This is a genomic window from Ensifer sp. KUDG1, from assembly GCF_050434285.1.
Classification (GTDB): Bacteria; Pseudomonadota; Alphaproteobacteria; order Rhizobiales; family Rhizobiaceae; genus Ensifer.
The window spans coordinates 455931-473034 of record NZ_JBNDIG010000001.1; the positions used below are offsets into that span (position 1 = coordinate 455931).

At 63.0% G+C, this 17104-nt stretch carries 15 protein-coding genes and 1 riboswitch; of the genes, 11 read left to right on the forward strand and 4 right to left on the reverse strand.

Annotation, left to right across the window (positions count from 1 at the left end):
- The first annotated feature begins 228 nt into the window (after positions 1-228).
- Positions 229-1470 (forward strand): biotin transporter BioY, encoded by a 1242-nt coding sequence (locus tag M2267_RS02320; RefSeq protein WP_429112240.1) that lies wholly within the window; start codon positions 229-231, stop codon positions 1468-1470.
- A gap of 84 nt (positions 1471-1554) precedes the next feature.
- Here the strand turns inward: M2267_RS02320 and ppk2 are convergent, their stop codons facing one another.
- The gene (gene ppk2, locus M2267_RS02325) at positions 1555-2451 is read right to left on the reverse strand and encodes a polyphosphate kinase 2 (RefSeq protein WP_043622436.1); all 897 of its coding nucleotides are present in this window, start codon (positions 2449-2451) and stop codon (positions 1555-1557) included.
- 232 nt (positions 2452-2683) lie between these two features.
- Between ppk2 and phoR the strand changes: the two genes are divergently transcribed.
- From phoR to phoB, 7 genes are all read left to right on the forward strand, one after another.
- The gene (gene phoR, locus M2267_RS02330; protein ID WP_043622440.1) at positions 2684-3949 is read left to right on the forward strand and encodes a phosphate regulon sensor histidine kinase PhoR; all 1266 of its coding nucleotides are present in this window, start codon (positions 2684-2686) and stop codon (positions 3947-3949) included.
- A 195-nt stretch (positions 3950-4144) separates the two neighbouring features.
- A complete protein-coding gene (locus M2267_RS02335; RefSeq protein WP_043622347.1) occupies positions 4145-5179 on the forward strand; it encodes a substrate-binding domain-containing protein in 1035 nt (344 codons plus the stop codon).
- Between the two features lie 94 nt (positions 5180-5273).
- Positions 5274-6758, forward strand: a complete 1485-nt coding sequence (pstC, locus tag M2267_RS02340; protein ID WP_429112242.1) for a phosphate ABC transporter permease subunit PstC — start codon at positions 5274-5276, stop codon at positions 6756-6758.
- On the forward strand, positions 6755-8077 hold the full coding sequence (gene pstA / locus M2267_RS02345; protein WP_205237174.1) for a phosphate ABC transporter permease PstA: 1323 nt from the start codon (positions 6755-6757) through the stop codon (positions 8075-8077). The genes pstC and pstA overlap by 4 nt, the downstream gene beginning before the upstream one ends.
- A gap of 13 nt (positions 8078-8090) precedes the next feature.
- A complete protein-coding gene (pstB, locus tag M2267_RS02350) occupies positions 8091-8906 on the forward strand; it encodes a phosphate ABC transporter ATP-binding protein PstB (protein ID WP_034797173.1) in 816 nt (271 codons plus the stop codon).
- A 50-nt stretch (positions 8907-8956) separates the two neighbouring features.
- Entirely contained in the window at positions 8957-9670 is a 714-nt protein-coding gene (phoU, locus tag M2267_RS02355; protein ID WP_089043230.1) for a phosphate signaling complex protein PhoU, read from the forward strand.
- Between the two features lie 202 nt (positions 9671-9872).
- The gene (phoB, locus tag M2267_RS02360; protein ID WP_034797168.1) at positions 9873-10556 is read left to right on the forward strand and encodes a phosphate regulon transcriptional regulator PhoB; all 684 of its coding nucleotides are present in this window, start codon (positions 9873-9875) and stop codon (positions 10554-10556) included.
- A 68-nt stretch (positions 10557-10624) separates the two neighbouring features.
- On the opposite strand, the gene M2267_RS02365 is transcribed toward phoB, so the two are convergent.
- A complete protein-coding gene (locus M2267_RS02365) occupies positions 10625-11146 on the reverse strand; it encodes a GcrA family cell cycle regulator (protein WP_043622357.1) in 522 nt (173 codons plus the stop codon).
- Between the two features lie 421 nt (positions 11147-11567).
- Here M2267_RS02365 and M2267_RS02370 point away from each other — a divergent pair, with 421 nt between their 5' ends.
- The 3 genes from M2267_RS02370 (at position 11568) to M2267_RS02380 (ending at position 15080) form a co-directional block, all read left to right on the forward strand.
- Positions 11568-12767, forward strand: coding sequence for an aspartate aminotransferase family protein (locus M2267_RS02370; RefSeq protein WP_043622361.1), 1200 nt, complete (start codon positions 11568-11570; stop codon positions 12765-12767).
- A 104-nt stretch (positions 12768-12871) separates the two neighbouring features.
- The gene (gene argF / locus M2267_RS02375) at positions 12872-13789 is read left to right on the forward strand and encodes an ornithine carbamoyltransferase (protein ID WP_043622364.1); all 918 of its coding nucleotides are present in this window, start codon (positions 12872-12874) and stop codon (positions 13787-13789) included.
- A 301-nt stretch (positions 13790-14090) separates the two neighbouring features.
- Positions 14091-15080 carry an Hsp33 family molecular chaperone gene (locus M2267_RS02380; protein ID WP_043622368.1) on the forward strand — a complete coding sequence of 330 codons (990 nt, stop codon included), beginning with the start codon at positions 14091-14093 and terminating at the stop codon, positions 15078-15080.
- 70 nt (positions 15081-15150) lie between these two features.
- On the opposite strand, the gene apaG is transcribed toward M2267_RS02380, so the two are convergent.
- Both apaG and M2267_RS02390 read right to left on the reverse strand, forming a co-directional pair.
- Positions 15151-15543, reverse strand: a complete 393-nt coding sequence (gene apaG / locus M2267_RS02385) for a Co2+/Mg2+ efflux protein ApaG (RefSeq protein ID WP_043622371.1) — start codon at positions 15541-15543, stop codon at positions 15151-15153.
- Between the two features lie 225 nt (positions 15544-15768).
- A complete protein-coding gene (locus tag M2267_RS02390) occupies positions 15769-16953 on the reverse strand; it encodes an O-succinylhomoserine sulfhydrylase (protein WP_043622374.1) in 1185 nt (394 codons plus the stop codon).
- 44 nt (positions 16954-16997) lie between these two features.
- Positions 16998-17076: riboswitch (SAM riboswitch) on the reverse strand.
- Positions 17077-17104: the final 28 nt, after the last annotated feature.

The following is a 17104-nucleotide window of genomic DNA, read 5'->3' on the forward strand; positions in this document are numbered from 1 at the left end:
GCCTCTTTTTCGCGCAGGCGCGGCCAAGCAAAGCGTTTTCCCCCGCCTTGGCCGGCAGCGCTCGTCGCCGGACTTGCGGATTTTGGCAGCAGCGGTTACGCAATTGTTAACAAAACCAACGGCGTGCCTCCAGATTTAACCCTTATGCCCTTGCGGTTGGATCGAGAGCGGTGGTCAACCGCGGCGCGCCGGCAGGTCCAAAGCCCTGCCTACACAGAAGGACTTGATGTGAGCGGACTTGAGACTGCAATCAGAAATGCCCTTGAGCGCTCCGATCGCTCCAATGCGGAAACGCGGGCGCGCATCTATCAATCTGCCCGCCAGGCGCTGGAAACCGGACTGCAGAAGCAGGGTATCGAGGACGGCAACGTCATCGCCCAGCAGCGCCATCGGCTCGAAGCCGTTATCCATGCGATCGAAACGGAGGAGAGGGCGGCGCTGAGGACGCGACAGCCGGCGCCGCCGGTGGTCAGCCTCGACGATGCCGCGCGGGCGCGTGGGGCCGCACAGCCGCGGGTCGAGCCGCAAGTCCGGTCGCAGCCCCCGGCGCAGGCCCAACCTCAACCCCAGACCCAGACACCGCCGCAGAACCAGCCACAGGCCCCGGCAACGGGTCGTCGGGAGCCCGGCTTTGCCGCTGACGCGCCGCGTCAGGCGGCGAGCGACGGCGGTCTCGGTGGTCTCGGCGGTCTGCGTGCCGATCGTGACGGTCCGGTGGTGTCGACGCGGGCAGCGGCCGAGAGCACGGCGGATGCTGGCGAAGCGGCGGGCCTTGCGCCGACGGTCCGCGGAGATACGCGCAAGCGCCGGCGCAAGCGCAGCCGCTTTTTGTCTTTCACCATGGTGGTTCTCACGCTTGCAGCCGCAGTCGGGGCCGCCGCCTGGTGGGTGCAGACCAACGATCTCCTGAAATCCGCCGCCGAGCGCGACACCAATGTCGCCAACCCTCCGGCATCGGTTGCCTCCGAAAACTTCGATGGCGCCGCCGGATTGCAGACGCTGGGTGCCCAGCAGGGATTCACCGGTGACTGGGTGGAGGTCTTCAAGCCGACGGAAACCGGCGCGATCGCGCCCGGGGCGCAGGCAAAGATCGAGCCTGTGGACGACGAAGGCGGGCGGCGTGTCTTGTTGACCTCGCAAGTCGCCGACGCGGCTGGGGACATCACCATCGAGATCCCGGCCGCCGTTCTCGCCGAACTCTCCGGCAAGACGTCGACCCTGGCGCTGACCGTGCAGGCCGAGCCCGGCAAGACCACGGAGTTTGCCGTCGAGTGCAATTTCTCCTCGCTCGGCGAATGCGGCCGTTACCGCTTCACCGTGCATGACGAGCGGATCGACATGCTGTTCAAGGTCACCTTCGACCGCAGTCTGGCGCCGAGTTCGCCCGGCCAGATCGTGATCAACAGCGATATCACCGGCGAGGGCAACAGCCTCAACCTCTACGCCATCCGCGTCCTGCCGGGGCAATAATACCGGTCGCCAAGGCTTTTCGAGACAGGGCGGCAGGAAAACCTGCCGGCCGCTCAGCTTTGCCGGCTCTGAGGGGGCCGGCGTCTATTTCAGGAAGCCGTGGCCGGATCCCACGATCTTGTCGTCGATCTCGCCGATCGCACCCTTGTCCTTGCCGTCGTAATCGAGCGAATGCAGGATGTGGCGGATCAGGTTGAGCCGGGCCCGCCGCTTGTCGTTACCGCGCACCACCGTCCAGGGCGCATGATCCGTGTGGGTCGCCTTCAGCATCTCGTCGCGCTTGGCGGTGTAATCGTCCCATTTGTTGAGCGCCGCGATGTCCATCGGCGACAGCTTCCAGATCTTCAACGGGTCGTGGCGGCGATCGTGGAAGCGCTTGAGCTGCATCTCGCGGCCGATATTGATCCAGAATTTAAAGAACTGGATGCCTTCATGCACGATCATCTTTTCGAAGCGGGGAACCTGCTTCAGGAACTGTTTGTGCTCTTCGGGCGTGCAGAAGCCCATGACCGGTTCGACGCCGGCGCGGTTGTACCAGGAGCGGTCGAACAGCACGAATTCGCCAGCCGTCGGCATCGTCGCTACATAACGCTGGAAATACCATTGGCCGTGCTCGGTTTCGGTCGGCTTGGTCAGCGCGACGACGCGCGCCCAGCGGGGGTTGAGGTTGTCCATGGTCGCATGGATCGCACCGCCCTTGCCGGCAGCGTCCCGGCCCTCGAACAGCGCCATCATGCGCTTGCCGGTCTTCTGCTGCCAGAGCTGGACCTTGACCAGCTCGACCTGAAGCGCTTCCAGCGTCTCGGTGTACTCGTCCTCGTCGAGCTTCTTCTTGTAGGGATAGTCGTCGGAGGAAAAGGATGCGTCGTCGATCCACTTCGGCAACTCGGGATTGTCGATGTCGAAAACGCGGCTCTTGCCGTCGATTTCGAGTTCCACTGCGCGGTTCTCAGCCTTGTCCGTCGTTTCCGTCGACGCCATCGGTTCGCCCTTTCGGCTTGGCGCACGGGCCCGAAAACCGGCCTCGATCATCGGAAGGATCATGCGCGTTTTCAAACTTTCGGGCCCGCGCCTGCCGTCTGATGGAGAAGGCGCTTGCGACCCGATTTCGTTGGAGGAGGCCATAATTGCGTTGCGGATTCAAGCCGGTCGTGAAAATCATGTCATGAAGGATCGCTATTCCTCGACCATTTTGGTCCGGGAGGAAAAGAAAGTGATTCACGAGGATGTCGAGGTGGACGGTTCGAAAGCGTTCTGGCGGAACCTGGTTCCGCGACTGAAAGCAGAGCGCTGGCTGCTGGGACTGACCGTGCTGCTGGCGATCCTTGCGACCGTCGCGGGCATTCATTTCCTCATTGTCCTGCCCTTCTGGATCGTTCTCGTCGCCGCCTTGCTCAACCGTAGCGCGCCGGCCTCGGTGATCCTGAGTCCGGCCAAGGCGGTGGTTGCTGCCGGCCCGGCGAGCGATCCGCTCGTGCCGGCATTGAACGCACTCGACATGCCGGTTCTGGTGATTGCCGCCGACGAGACGGTGGTCTTCCAGAACATCGCCGCCGAGAAGGCCTTCGGGACCATCCCGCCAAACACCTATCTCGCCGCTCGGGTGCGCTCGCCCGGCATCCTCGACATGGTCCGCGAGACGATGGCGACCGGCAAGGCGAACCAGATCGAGCATAACGAGCAGTTGCCGTCCGACGCCGTCTATGTGGTGCGCGTCGCTCCGGCTGAGATTCCGGGCGACGGGCCGGTCAAGCGGATCTTCCTGCTGACCTATCGCGACATCTCCCAGGCGCGCCGCATCGACCGCATGCGCTCTGACTTCGTCGCCAATGCCAGCCACGAGCTGCGCACGCCGCTGGCGTCCTTGCGCGGCTTCATCGAGACGCTCCAGGGGCCGGCGCGCAACGATCTGAAGGCGCAGGAAAAGTTCTTCGGCATCATGCACGAGCAGGCGACCCGCATGAGCCGGCTCGTCGACGATCTTCTGTCGCTGTCGCGGCTGGAGCTGCGCTCGCACATCGCGCCCGATGATCCGGTCGATCTGGCGCCTCTGCTCGGGCATGTCCGCGACAGCCTTCTGCCGCTGGCGAAGGATCTGGATGTCACGGTCTCGCTCGTCGTGCCGGACAAGCCCGTGGTCGTCCGCGGCGAACGGGACGAGCTCATCGAGGTCTTCGAGAACCTGATCGAGAATGCCTGCAAGTACGGCCAGGAAGGCAAGAAGGTGGACGTCACCTTGCGCGGCGGCGAGGGCGGCGAGGCTGAAGTCGTCGTCAAGGACTATGGCCCGGGCATTCCGGCCGAACATGTGCCGCGCATCACCGAGCGGTTTTACCGGGTCAATGTCGAAGCCAGCCGCTCGAAGAAGGGCACCGGCCTTGGCCTTGCCATCGCCAAGCACATTCTTACGCGCCACCGCGCCCGCCTCCTCATCCATTCCGAGGTCGGTAAAGGTACGACTTTTACGGTCCGCTTCTGACATATTGGCGCGGGAAAACCCGGGACCGTTTATTTTTCATTAGCATTTTCAATGACATGAGCTGTCATAAATGTTTCGTCAAACTGACATAAAAGGTGTGGCCATCGGCAGCTAGTTAGGGGCAGCCGATAAGACGGCGAAGAGCGCTGCAACGCTTGGCGCACACCAACACAAGCCCATTCCGGGAGAACTTTTATGAAAGCTCTTAAACTCACTGTCGCGGCGCTGGTAGCTTCGGCCGCATTTGCCGGCGCAGCCGCCGCTCGCGATCAGGTTCAGGTCGCTGGCTCCTCGACCGTTCTTCCCTACGCCAAGATCGTCGCCGAGACGTTCGGCGAGACCTTCCCCGACTTCAAGACCCCGGTCGTCGAATCCGGCGGCTCCTCCGCTGGCCTGAAGGAATTCTGCAAGGGCGTCGGCCCGGACACCATCGACATCGCCAACTCCTCGCGCAAGATCAAGGACAGCGAAGTCGAGGCCTGCAAGGCCGCTGGCGTCACCGAAATCCAGGAAGTGAAGATCGGTTATGACGGCATCGTCTTTGCGACCGACGCCGGCAATGCTGACCTCGCGCTGAAGCCGGAAGACCTCTACAAGGCGCTCGCTGCTGAAGTCGTCGTCGACGGCAAGGTCGTCGCCAACCCCTACAAGAAGTGGTCCGAAGTCAACGCCGCCCTGCCGGCCGTCGAAATCGCCGCTTACATCCCGGGTGAAAAGCACGGCACCCGCGAAGTCTTCGAAGAAAAGATCCTCGCTGCAGGCTGCAAGGACGCTGGCGCCGTTGACGTGATCAAGGCTGCCGTTGCCGATGAAAAGCAGCAGCACAGCAAGTGCGTCGCAGTCCGCAAGGACGGGCTGGCTGTCGACATCGACGGCGACTACACCGAAACGCTCGCTCGCATCGCTGCCAACAAGAACGGCATCGGCGTGTTCGGCCTGTCCTTCTACGAAAACAACGCCGACAAGCTGAAGGTCGCGACCGTCAACGGCATCGTACCGTCGACCGAAACGATCGCTTCCGGCGAGTATCCGGTTTCCCGCCCGCTGTACTTCTACGTCAAGAAGGCACATCTCGGCGTTATCCCGGGCCTCAAGGAATATGTTGAGTTCTTCCTCGACGATCAGATGATCGGCCCGGAAAGCCCGCTCGCCGAATACGGCCTGGTTGCCGCTCCGGACGCTGAGCGCGAAGAAATCCGCAAGGCTTTCTCTGCCGGCAACATGCTCTGATAACGACAAGCCCCGGCGCGATGTCTTCGCGCCGGGGCATGCCTTCATTCGATTTGCCGGCACCCATGACGGGCGATGCCGGGGAGACGTGCGGATGAGTACTTCGCTCCTTCTTTTGCTCATTATTGTTATTGGTTTCATTGCTTATTTTGCAGGCCGCGCCCGTTCGCTGGCGCAGTCCGGCGGCAAGCTCTCCAACCTTCATTCTCTGCCGGGCTATCACGGTAGCTACGTCGCCATCTGGGCGATGCTTCCGGCCGTACTCGTTCTCGGCACTTGGCTGTTCGCCGCTCCCGTTTATATCGACGGAAGCACGCGCGCGGCCCTGCCGGATACCGTCCAGAGCCAGGGCCCTGCCGCCGTGCAGCTCGCGCTCGGTCAGGTCAAGTCCGTTGCCGGTGGCCTTCTGCGCCTGAGCGGCGAGGAACTCGCAGCGCTCGAGAGTGGCTCTGCCAATCTGCGCGCGACGCTCGCCTCCAAGGGCGTTGCCCTTGCCGGTGAAGGCGACCCCTACATGGTCACCGTCGCCAAGCACTTCAATGCGATGACCGCGACCAACCGCTGGCTGATGACAGCCGCCGTTCTGCTGATCGCGATCGCCGGCGGCGTCTACGCCATCCGCAACGTCGCGACCCGCTTCCGCGCCCGCAACCAGGTCGAGCGCGTCATTCTCGGCTCGCTGATCGTCGCGTCCTCTATCGCCATCCTGACGACGGTCGGCATCGTCGCATCGATGCTGTCGGAAGCCGGCCGCTTCTTCACCATGGTCTCGCCGTTCGAGTTCTTCTTCGGCACGGTCTGGGATCCGCGCTTTGCAGCTGCCGGAAGCGGCGGCGCTTCGGGCCAGTTCGGCCTGATCCCGCTCCTCGCCGGTACGCTCTATATCGCCTTCGTCGCCATGCTCTTCGCCGTGCCGATCGGCCTCTTTGCGGCGATCTACATGGCGGAATATGCAAGCCCGCGCCTGCGCTCCACCGCAAAGCCGCTGCTCGAAGTGCTCGCCGGCATTCCGACCATCGTCTACGGTTTCTTTGCACTGGTGACCGTTGGCCCGTTCCTGCGCGATATCTCGGCGCAGATGAACGGTCTCATGACCGGCAACTACCAGAACTTCATCCAGGCACAGAGCGTGCTGACGGCCGGCATCGTCATGGGCATCATGCTGATCCCGTTCGTGTCGTCGCTGTCGGACGACATCATCACCCAGGTGCCGCGGGCCCTGCGTGACGGCTCGCTCGGCCTTGGCGCCACTCGCTCGGAAACGGTCAAGAAGGTCATCCTTCCCGCCGCTCTTCCCGGCATCGTCGGCGCGCTGCTGCTGACCGCCTCGCGCGCCGTCGGCGAGACCATGATCGTGGTGCTGGCAGCCGGTGTCGCGGCCCGCATGCAGATCAATCCTTTCGAGCCGATGACGACGGTGACGGTGAAGATCGTCAACCAGCTGACGGGTGACCTTGAGTTCACCTCGCCGCAGACGCTGGTGGCCTTCGCGCTGGGCATCACGCTCTTCGTTATCACGCTCGGCCTCAACATTTACGCGCTCTACATCGTGCGCAAATACCGGGAACAGTACGAATGACCGACATCGCTTCCCCGACCGTCCGGATCTCCGCCCGTCCCGCATCCGCCAAGCGCGATATCGGCATCAAGCGTCGCTATGCTGCCGAACGCCGTTTCCGCTTCTACGGCATGGCCGCGATCAGCACCGGTCTCTTCTTCCTGGCTTTGCTGCTGTGGACCGTCTTTTCCAACGGCTACACCGCATTCCAGCAGACGACGATCACGCTGCCGATCGAGTTCACCGAAAAGGTCATCGACCCCAAAGGCGAACGCGCGACCGACGGCAAGGTGCTGATGACCGCCAACTACCCGCTGCTGGTGCGCGATGCGCTCGTCAAGCAGCTCGGCATCGACGCCACCAAGAGGCCGCAGGTCAAGCAGGCGACCGACATGGTTTCCGCCAGCTCCCGCACGCTGCTGCGCGACATGGTCGTCGCCGACCCGTCGATCATCGGCAAGACGGTTCCCGTCACGCTGCTGGCCGAAGCCAACATCGACTCCGCCTTCAAGGGCCAGATCGATCTCTCGGTCGATGAGGGCAAGCGCAAGGTCAAGGACCAGCAGGTCACCTGGATGAACGAGCTGGCCAGCGCCGGCATCCTGAAGAAGAGCTTCAACACCGGCATCTTCACCTTCGGTGCCTCCAGCCGTCCTGAAGCGGCAGGCGTCGGCGTCGCTGCCCTCGGCTCGCTCTACATGATGTTGATCGTGCTGGTTCTGTCGCTTCCCATCGGCGTCGCCGCCTCGATCTACCTCGAGGAGTTTGCGCCGAAGAACCGGCTGACCGACCTGATCGAGGTCAACATCAACAACCTCGCGGCCGTTCCGTCGATCGTCTACGGTCTCCTGGGCCTTGCCGTCTTCATCAACTTCGCCGGCATGCCGCGTTCGGCAGCCGTCGTCGGCGGCTTCGTGCTGACGCTGATGACGCTTCCGACCATCATCATCGCCACCCGTGCAGCATTGAAGGCGGTCCCGCCGTCGATCCGCTCGGCGGCCCTCGGGCTCGGCGCGTCGAAGATGCAGACCATCTTCCACCACGTGCTGCCGCTCGCCATGCCTGGCATCCTCACCGGCACCATCATCGGTCTTGCCCATGCGCTTGGCGAAACCGCGCCGCTGCTCCTGATCGGCATGGTCGCCTTCGTCGTCGATTTTCCCGGTTCGCCGATGGAGCCGTCGACTGCGCTGCCGGTGCAGATCTACATGTGGGCCAACGAGGCGGAACGCGCCTTCGTCGAGCGCACCTCTGGCGCAATCATCATTCTTCTCATCTTCCTGGTCGTCATGAACCTTGGAGCCATTCTGTTGCGACGTCGCTTTGAGCGCCGCTGGTAGTGAGGTAATTACTATGAACATCATGTCAGAAGCAGCAGTCGAGAAGGCCCTGGATCAGAAAATGAACACCGTGCCCTACAAGATGATCGGCAAGGATGTGTCGGTCTATTACGGCGAGAAGCGCGCGCTTTTCGACGTCAACCTCAACATCCGCGAGAACACGGTCACGGCGCTGATCGGTCCTTCGGGTTGCGGCAAGTCGACCTTCCTGCGCACGCTGAACCGCATGAACGACACGATCGAGAACTGCCGCGTCACCGGCAAGATCACGCTCGACGAAGACGACATCTACGACCCGACGATCGACGTCGTCGAACTGCGCGCCCGCGTCGGCATGGTCTTCCAGAAGCCGAACCCGTTCCCGAAGTCGATCTACGACAACGTCGCCTACGGTCCGCGCATCCACGGACTTGCCCGCACCAAGGCCGACTTTGACGAAGTGGTCGAGACCAGCCTGCAGAAGGCCGGTCTGTGGAACGAAGTAAAGGACCGCCTGCAGGAGCCGGGTACTGGCCTTTCCGGTGGTCAGCAGCAGCGCCTCTGCATCGCCCGTGCCGTCGCCGTCAGCCCGGAAGTCATCCTGATGGACGAGCCCTGCTCTGCGCTCGACCCGATTGCGACCGCCAAGGTCGAGGAACTCATCCACGAACTGCGCACGAACTTCACGATTGTCATCGTGACCCACTCGATGCAGCAGGCCGCCCGCGTTTCGCAGCGCACCGCCATGTTCCACCTCGGCAATCTCGTCGAGGAGAACGACACCGACAAGATGTTCACCAATCCGGATGACCAGCGCACCCAGGATTACATCATGGGCCGCTTCGGCTGAGGCCGCATAAGGCTGCAACAGTAACTGCAAAGCGCCCGTAAGGATCGACGATCATGTCCATGCATATCATGTCCGCCTATGACGAAGAACTGAAGTACCTGACGCGCCGCATCTCGGAGATGGGCGGTCTCGCCGAGCAGATGGTCGCTGAATCCGTTCGCGCGCTGGTCAATTCCGACCTCGCTCTCGCGCAGAAGGTGATCTCGGACGACACCGTTCTCGACGACGCCGAGCGCCAGATCGGCGAGAAGGCGATCGTCACCATCGCCAAGCGCCAGCCGGTCGCCGCCGACCTGCGCGAGATCATGGGTTCGATCCGCATCGCCTCCGATCTGGAGCGCGTCGGCGATCTCGGCAAGAACACCGCCAAGCGCGTGATCGCGGTCGCCGGATCCGGTATTCCGCGCAAGCTCGCCCGCGGCCTGGAGCACCTGGCGGAGCTCGCTCTGGTCCAGCTCAAGGAAGTGCTCGACGTCTACGCCTCGCGCTCGCCGGAGAAGGCCAACAGCATCCGCGAGCGCGACGAGGAGATCGATGCGATCTACACCTCGCTGTTCCGCGAACTGCTGACCTACATGATGGAAGATCCGCGCAACATCACGCCCTGCACGCATCTTCTGTTCTGCGCCAAGAACATCGAGCGCATCGGCGACCACGCGACCAACATCGCCGAGACGATCTATTACATGGCGACGGGTGCCCAGCCGGAAGGCGAGCGCCCGAAGGATGACACCACGTCGACGCTGGGCTCGGTCAACGACTGAGCGCCGAGCGCGCCGTAAGCATGCATGCCCTTTGAAATCTGATCCGGTCGCGGCTTCGGTCGCGGCCCCGAATTCCTGTATCTGAAGCACGCGGTTTTCGCCCCGCCTTTGAAATCGGCGGACGTGCTCCAGATTTAGAGTGTCTGAGCGCCGGCCGGGCCGATGAGCCCAAGGGTCGCCCGCGGTAAGGAGACGTTACCTGATGTTGCCAAAAATCGCCGTAGTCGAAGACGAAGAGGCGCTGAGCGTTCTGCTGCGTTACAATCTGGAAGCCGAGGGCTTCGACGTCGACACGATCCTCAGGGGCGACGAGGCGGAGATCCGGCTTCAGGAGCGGCTGCCCGACCTGCTCATCCTCGACTGGATGCTGCCCGGTGTTTCCGGCATCGAGCTTTGCCGCCGGCTGCGCCAGCGCCCGGAGACGGAGCGCCTGCCGATCATCATGCTGACGGCGCGCGGCGAGGAAAGCGAGCGCGTCCGGGGTTTGGCGACCGGCGCCGACGACTATGTGGTCAAGCCATTCTCCACGCCGGAGCTGATGGCGCGCGTCAAGGCGATGCTGCGCCGGGCAAAGCCCGAGGTCCTGTCGACGCTGCTTCGCTGCGGCGACATCGAGCTCGACCGCGAGACCCATCGCGTTCACCGCCGCAGCCGCGAAGTGCGCCTCGGCCCGACCGAGTTCCGTCTTCTGGAGTTCCTGATGTCCTCGCCGGGCCGCGTCTTCTCGCGCTCGCAGCTTCTGGATGGCGTCTGGGGCCATGACATCTATGTCGACGAACGCACCGTCGACGTGCATGTCGGTCGCCTGCGCAAGGCTCTGAATTTCTCGAACATGCCCGACGTCATCCGCACCGTTCGCGGCGCCGGCTATTCGCTCGAAAGCTGACAGATCCGGAAGTCTCCAACAAAAAAAGGGGCCGATCGGCCCCTTTTTTATTGATGCTGTCCGGCTTCTTAGCGGGCCCTGCGGCGCTCGCCCGACGGCTGGTAGGCCAGCCGCGCATGGAAGGTGCAGTAAGGCGACGATTCCGGGGAATCGTTGCCGCAGAAGTGAAACTCTTCCTTCAGCGGGTCGCCGATCGGCCACTTGCAGGTGCGCTCGGTGAGCTGGGTCAGCTCGAGGCGGCGCGACATCGGCACGACAACGTCGGTCCGGGTGCTGAAATCCTGCTCGGCAACGAGATCGACTTCGATTTCTTCCTTGAGAACGACAGCGCCGGCCGTGCGTGCAACCGGGCGGGCCGAAACGCGCGAAGCGTAGTTCGGCGCACGCGGTGCCGAGGTCGGGCGCTTCGGACGGGCCGCCGTCGTGGTGCTACCGCCGGCCTTGGCGCGACCTGGCAGGCTCAGGCGGTGAACCTTGCCGATGACAGCGTTACGGCTGACGCCGCCGAGCTGTGCCGCGATCTGGCTCGCGCTCAGGCCCTCGGACCAAAGCTTCTTCAGTTTCTCCACCCGCTCGTCAGTCCAGTTCATTTCTGCACTCTCCGTTCTCAGCGTTGGGGATGGCAGAATCCCTCACCGCACCCCGGCTGAACCCCGGGGTTGCAAACGCGATAACTCTTTTGGTGACTAGGTCCGCCGCATGCGTCTAGTAATTGAATGTTAACGTACTGACCGCTGGACTCTGTGGCAAGAGTCCCGGGAATCAGGCCGAATCGATTTCGTAGTTTTCCCCAACTTGCTCGGCCGGCGTTGCATTTTTGCAAGCCCTCCCGGACGATTTTTCTGCTGCCAGGAATCGACCCTTCATGTTGCGCTGCAAGGCTTGGTTTTGTTGACATTGCAGCGCGAAATGGGAATAGTGCCTGCGCCGCCGAAAGGCGGCATTTTTGATTTTTATCGGCCCGCGTGAGGCGCGGGATCGATGTCGATCTGGAGTGAAGGAGAGCCTCGCATGACTGCAACAACGCCGCTTTACGATACCTACATGCGCGCGCCGTTGCGTTTCGAGCGAGGAGAGGGCGCCTGGCTGATCGCTGAAGACGGGACGCGTTATCTCGATTTCGGCGCCGGTGTTGCCGTGAATTCGCTTGGCCACGCGCATCCCCACCTCGTCGAAGCGCTGAAGGCGCAGGCCGACAAGGTTTGGCACCTGTCCAACCTCTATGAGATTGCGGGCCAGGAAAGCCTCGGTCGCCGGCTGACCGCAGTCACCTTTGCCGACAAGGTGTTCTTCACCAATTCCGGCGCAGAGGCGCTGGAATGCGCCATCAAGACGGCACGGCGTTACCACTTCTCCAAGGGTCACCCGGAGAAATTCCACGTCATCACCTTCGAGGGGGCTTTCCACGGCCGCACGATCGCGACGATCGCCGCCGGCGGTCAGCAGAAATACATCGAAGGTTTCGGTCCGAAAGCGCCGGGCTTCTACCAGGTCCCGTTCGGCGACATCGCTGCCGTCAAGAATGCGATCACCGAGGAAACCGCAGCGATCCTGATCGAGCCGATCCAGGGCGAGGGCGGTATCCGCCCGGCGACCAAGGAGTTCATGCAGGAACTGCGCGCGCTTTGCGACGAGTTCGGCCTGCTCCTGATCCTGGACGAGGTTCAGACCGGCGTCGGCCGTACCGGCAAGCTGTTTGCCTATGAATGGGCCGACATCCGCCCGGATATCATGGCGGTCGCCAAGGGCATCGGCGGGGGCTTCCCGTTCGGCGCGTGCCTGGCGACCGAGGAAGCCGCATCTGGCATGGTGGCGGGCACGCACGGCTCCACCTATGGCGGCAATCCGCTGGCCATGGCCGTCGGCAATGCCGTGCTCGACGTCGTTCTGGCCGACGGGTTCCTCACGCATGTGCGCGATGTCGCGCTGGTCTTCCGCCAGGGTCTTGCGTCGCTCAAGGACCGTTTCCCTGATGTCATCGAGGAGATCCGAGGCGACGGTCTGATGCTGGGCATCAAGGTGAAGGGCCCTTCGGCCGATCTGCTGAAGGAAATTCGCGCGGAGAAGCTTCTGGCTGTGCCGGCCGGCGAAAACGTACTGCGTTTGCTGCCGCCGCTGACGATCACGGCCGAGGAGGCCCGCGAGGGCCTGGCACGTATCGAACGCGCCGCCGAGGCGGTTCGCAAGGCAAGCGGCAACGCCGCGGCCTGAAGGTAGCGACCCAAGGCCGACTATGGCGCTAGAATGACCTTCGTGCGAGCACGTATATGGCGTGCCGCACCGGGGATCGATTTTTCAGACAGGAACCGAGTACGATGGCAGGCACCAGACATTTTCTCGATCTTTCGGCCATGACGGCCGCCGACCTCCGGACGATCATCGACGATGCGCGCGTCCGAAAGGCGGCGACCAAGGCCGGAACCGCCGAGAAGCCGCTCGCCGGCAAGATGCTGGCGATGATCTTCGAAAAGCCCTCCACCCGCACCCGCGTTTCCTTCGATGTCGGCATGCGCCAGCTCGGCGGCGAAACCCTGTTTCTGTCGGGCACCGAAATGCAGCTCGGCCGCGCCGAGACGATTGGCGACACGGCCAAGGTCCTGTCGCGTTACGTCGACGCCATCATGATCCGCACCACCGACCACCGCCGTCTTCTGGAGCTGGCCGAACATGCGACGGTCCCCGTCATCAACGGCCTGACCGACGATACCCACCCGTGCCAGATCATGGCCGATATTCTCACCTTCGAGGAGCATCGCGGCCCGGTGAAGGGCAAGACGATTGCCTGGACCGGCGACGGCAACAACGTTCTGCATTCGCTGATCGAAGGTTCCGCCCGTTTCGGCTATCGCATGAACATGGCCGTGCCGCTCGGCTCCGAGCCGCAGGACAAGTTCCTGAATTGGGCGCGCAACAATGGCGGCGAGGTCCTCTTGTGTCATGATGCCGAGCAGGCCGTCGCCGACGCTAATTGCGTCGTGACCGACACGTGGATTTCGATGAACCAGGAACATCGCGCCCGCGGCCACAACGTCTTCCAGCCCTACCAGGTCAACGAGGCGCTGATGAAGCGTGCGGCCTCCGATGCGCTGTTCATGCACTGCCTGCCGGCGCACCGCGGCGAAGAGGTGACCGACGATGTGATCGACGGCCCGCAGTCCGTGGTCTTCGACGAGGCGGAAAACCGGCTGCACGCACAGAAGTCGGTCATTGCCTGGTGCATGGGGCTCGTCTGAGCCGGCTGCCCGGTCGCGCGCGACGGCGGCGAAGAGGCTTCAGTGCGCTCCGCCGAGCGTGCGCCGTATAGGGGCGTGTGCACCGCACTTGACATTGTCCACGTGCGACACGATTTAGGCGGCATACGGGCGCTCCTGAAAGTAGTGAGCGCGCAACCGTCGAGGTGGTGCGTTGCTATGGCGGCGGCACATACCTGGTGGACAATCCGTTTATCGCGGGATCAACTGAGACAGCGAGCACGTTGCGCGGGGATAGCAATATCTCTGGTGCAGCTTGGTGGCTGAAGGCAAGGAGCAAGACATGACCGACATGACGCCAGGGCTTGGTGAGTTCGACTTTGCCGGTGACGATCACGTCGTGCCTTTCCAGGTGGAAGGCCTCGACGTGCGCGGCCGCGCCGTGCAGCTCGGCCCGATGCTGGACGCAATCCTCGAGCGCCACAACTATCCGCTTCCGGTTGCGCGCCTGGTTGCTGAAACCGTCGTGCTCACTGTGTTGCTCGGGACCTCGCTGAAGTTCGAAGGCAAGCTGATCGTCCAGACCCAGGGCGATGGCCCCGTCGATCTGGTGGTCGCCGATTTCTCGACGCCGGATCGCGTGCGCGCCTATGCCCGCTACGATCAGGAAGCACTTGCGGCTGCCGAAAAGGACGGCCGGACCCTTTCGCACGAGTTGCTCGGAAAGGGCGTGCTCGCCTTCACCATCGACCAGGGCGCCCATACCCAGCGTTACCAGGGTATCGTTGCGCTCGACGGAGCGACGCTGGAAGAAATCGCCGGCGTCTATTTCCGTCAGTCGGAGCAGATCCCGACCAAGGTGCGCCTGGGCGTGGCCGAGCTTCTCGATCGCGACGAAAACGGCAAGCCGCGGCATCGCTGGCGCGCCGGCGGCATGGTCGCGCAGTTCCTGCCCGAAGCACCGGAGCGCATGCGCCAGCCCGACCTCTCGGGCGGCGACGGCGATGACGGCGAAAGCGCGTTCGAGGACGACGATCTCTGGGCTGAAGCCAAGGTGATGGTCGAAACGATCGACATGGACGAGTTGACCGATCCGATGGTCGGAACCGAGCGGCTGCTCTATCGCCTGTTCCACGAGCGCGGCGTCCGCGTCTATGAACCGCAGGCGGTCTATGACCGTTGCAGCTGCTCGCGCGAAAAGCTTCAGTCGGTGTTGTCGAACCTGAGCACGGACGACCTCGAAAGCACCATCGACGATGGCGAAGTCAAGGTTACCTGCGAGTTCTGCTCGACGACCTATCGCTTCGAAGCTAGCGAGGTGCGCCCGCAGTAGCGGGCGCCTCCGGTCGACTGGCCGCGAGTTAGAGCGACGTCAGTGAAGGACAGGCTGTTCCGGATTGGCTTCAGTTCAGGGTGCGCACGAGCCCGGGTGAATCGAGCGAGAAGGCGGGGATGGCCACGTTGAACGTCTCTCCGCCTTCCGATTCCATGCTGTAGTGACCGAACATCACGCCCGAGGGCGTATCCAGCGGGCATCCGGACGAATACTCATAGGTATCGCCGGGATTGAGCAGCGGCTGCTCGCCGATGACGCCCGGACCGCTGACCTCGTCGACTTGCCCATTCTCATCGGTAATGTGCCAGTAGCGCGTCATCAACCGCACGGTCGCGTCCGAGTGGTTTGAGATGACGATGCGATAGCCCCAGACATAACGGCCGTCATCGGGATCCGACTGTTCTTCGAGATAGTACGGCTCCACCGTAACTTCTATGTCGCGGGTCAAAGCGCGATACATGGGCATCACCTTGCTTCAGGTCTTTCAGGGTATTCTACAGCAAGATGGTTTCGTCAAGAATAACGGCAAGATTGTGCGATCCCACGATGGGACAGATGGTCGTGCTGACGGGATCGCGCGGGTGAAACCGGCTTGGCGCCCTGGCGCTGGGCCGCCGGAAACCATCTTGTGACGGCCGGCAAGGGCGTCGGCCGCCGTTGGTCACGGCGGCCGCGTCTTCGTAAATCAGGCCTTCACCGCCTTCAGCGCGCGGGCGAAATCTTCCACCACGTCGTCGCTGTCCTCGATACCAGCCGAGAAGCGCACGGTGCCGGCTGACATGCCGAGCTCCGTACGGGCCTCGTCGGTCAGGTTCTTGTGCGTGGTCGTGGCCGGATGGGTGATCAGGCTCTTGCTGTCGCCGAGGTTGTTGGAGATGCGCACGATCTCCAGCGCATTCTGCAGCGCGAAGGCAGCGTCCTTGCCGCCCTTCAGCTCGAAGGCGACGAGCGTCGAGCCGCCGGTCATCTGCTTGGCGATGATGTCGGCCTGCGGGTGGTCCTTGCGGCCGGGATAGATGACCTTGGCGACCTGCGGTTGTTCCGCCAGGAAGTCTGCGACGCGGCGGGCTGTTTCCGTCTGCTGACGCACGCGCAGTGGCAGCGTCTCGATGCCCTTCAGCAGCGTCCAGGCGTTGAACGGCGACATCGCCGGGCCGGTGTGGCGGAAGTAGTCGTGCAGGTGCTCGTTGATCCATTCCTTGTCGGAAAGCACCACGCCGCCGAGGCAACGGCCCTGGCCGTCGATATGCTTGGTGGCGGAATAGACGACGATATGGGCGCCCAGTTCGAGCGGCTTCTGGAAGAGCGGCGTCGCAAAGACGTTGTCGACGACGACCTTGGCGCCGATCTGGTTGGCGAGCTTGGCGACGCCGGCAATGTCGATGACTTCAAGCGTCGGGTTGGTCGGGCTTTCGAGGAAGAAGACTTTGGTGTTCTTCTGGATCGCCTTTTCCCAGTTGGCGAGATCGCGCCCGTCAACCAGCGTGCACTCGATGCCGTATTTCGGCGCCAGCGTCTCGACCACCCAACGGCAGGAGCCGAAGAGCGCGCGGGCGGCGACGATATGATCGCCGGCCTTCAGCTGGCAGAGGATGGCGGCGGTGACCGCGGCCATGCCCGATGCGGTGGCGCGCGCGTCTTCAGCGCCTTCCAGCATGCACATGCGCTTTTCGAACATGTCGTTGGTCGGGCTGCCGTAGCGGGCGTAGATGAAACCTTCGGTCTCGCCCTTGAAGCGCGCCTCGGCGGCTTCAGAGGTCTCGTAGACGAAGCCCTGGGTGAGGAAGATCGCTTCGGAGGTCTCGCCGTGCTGGGAGCGGGTCGTGCCGCCATGGACCAGTTGCGTTGCGGGGCGCCAGTTTTTGCTCATGTGACGATCACTTTCAAAAACAAAAAAACCGGCCGCGTGAAGGGCCGGTTTGACACCCGGCCTTTTTAGCTACTTGTTTAACGTGGCTGCAAGCCGACCGGCCAAATCACCACGGGATAAAGCTTCAATACTGCCAGGGTACGCTTGCGTC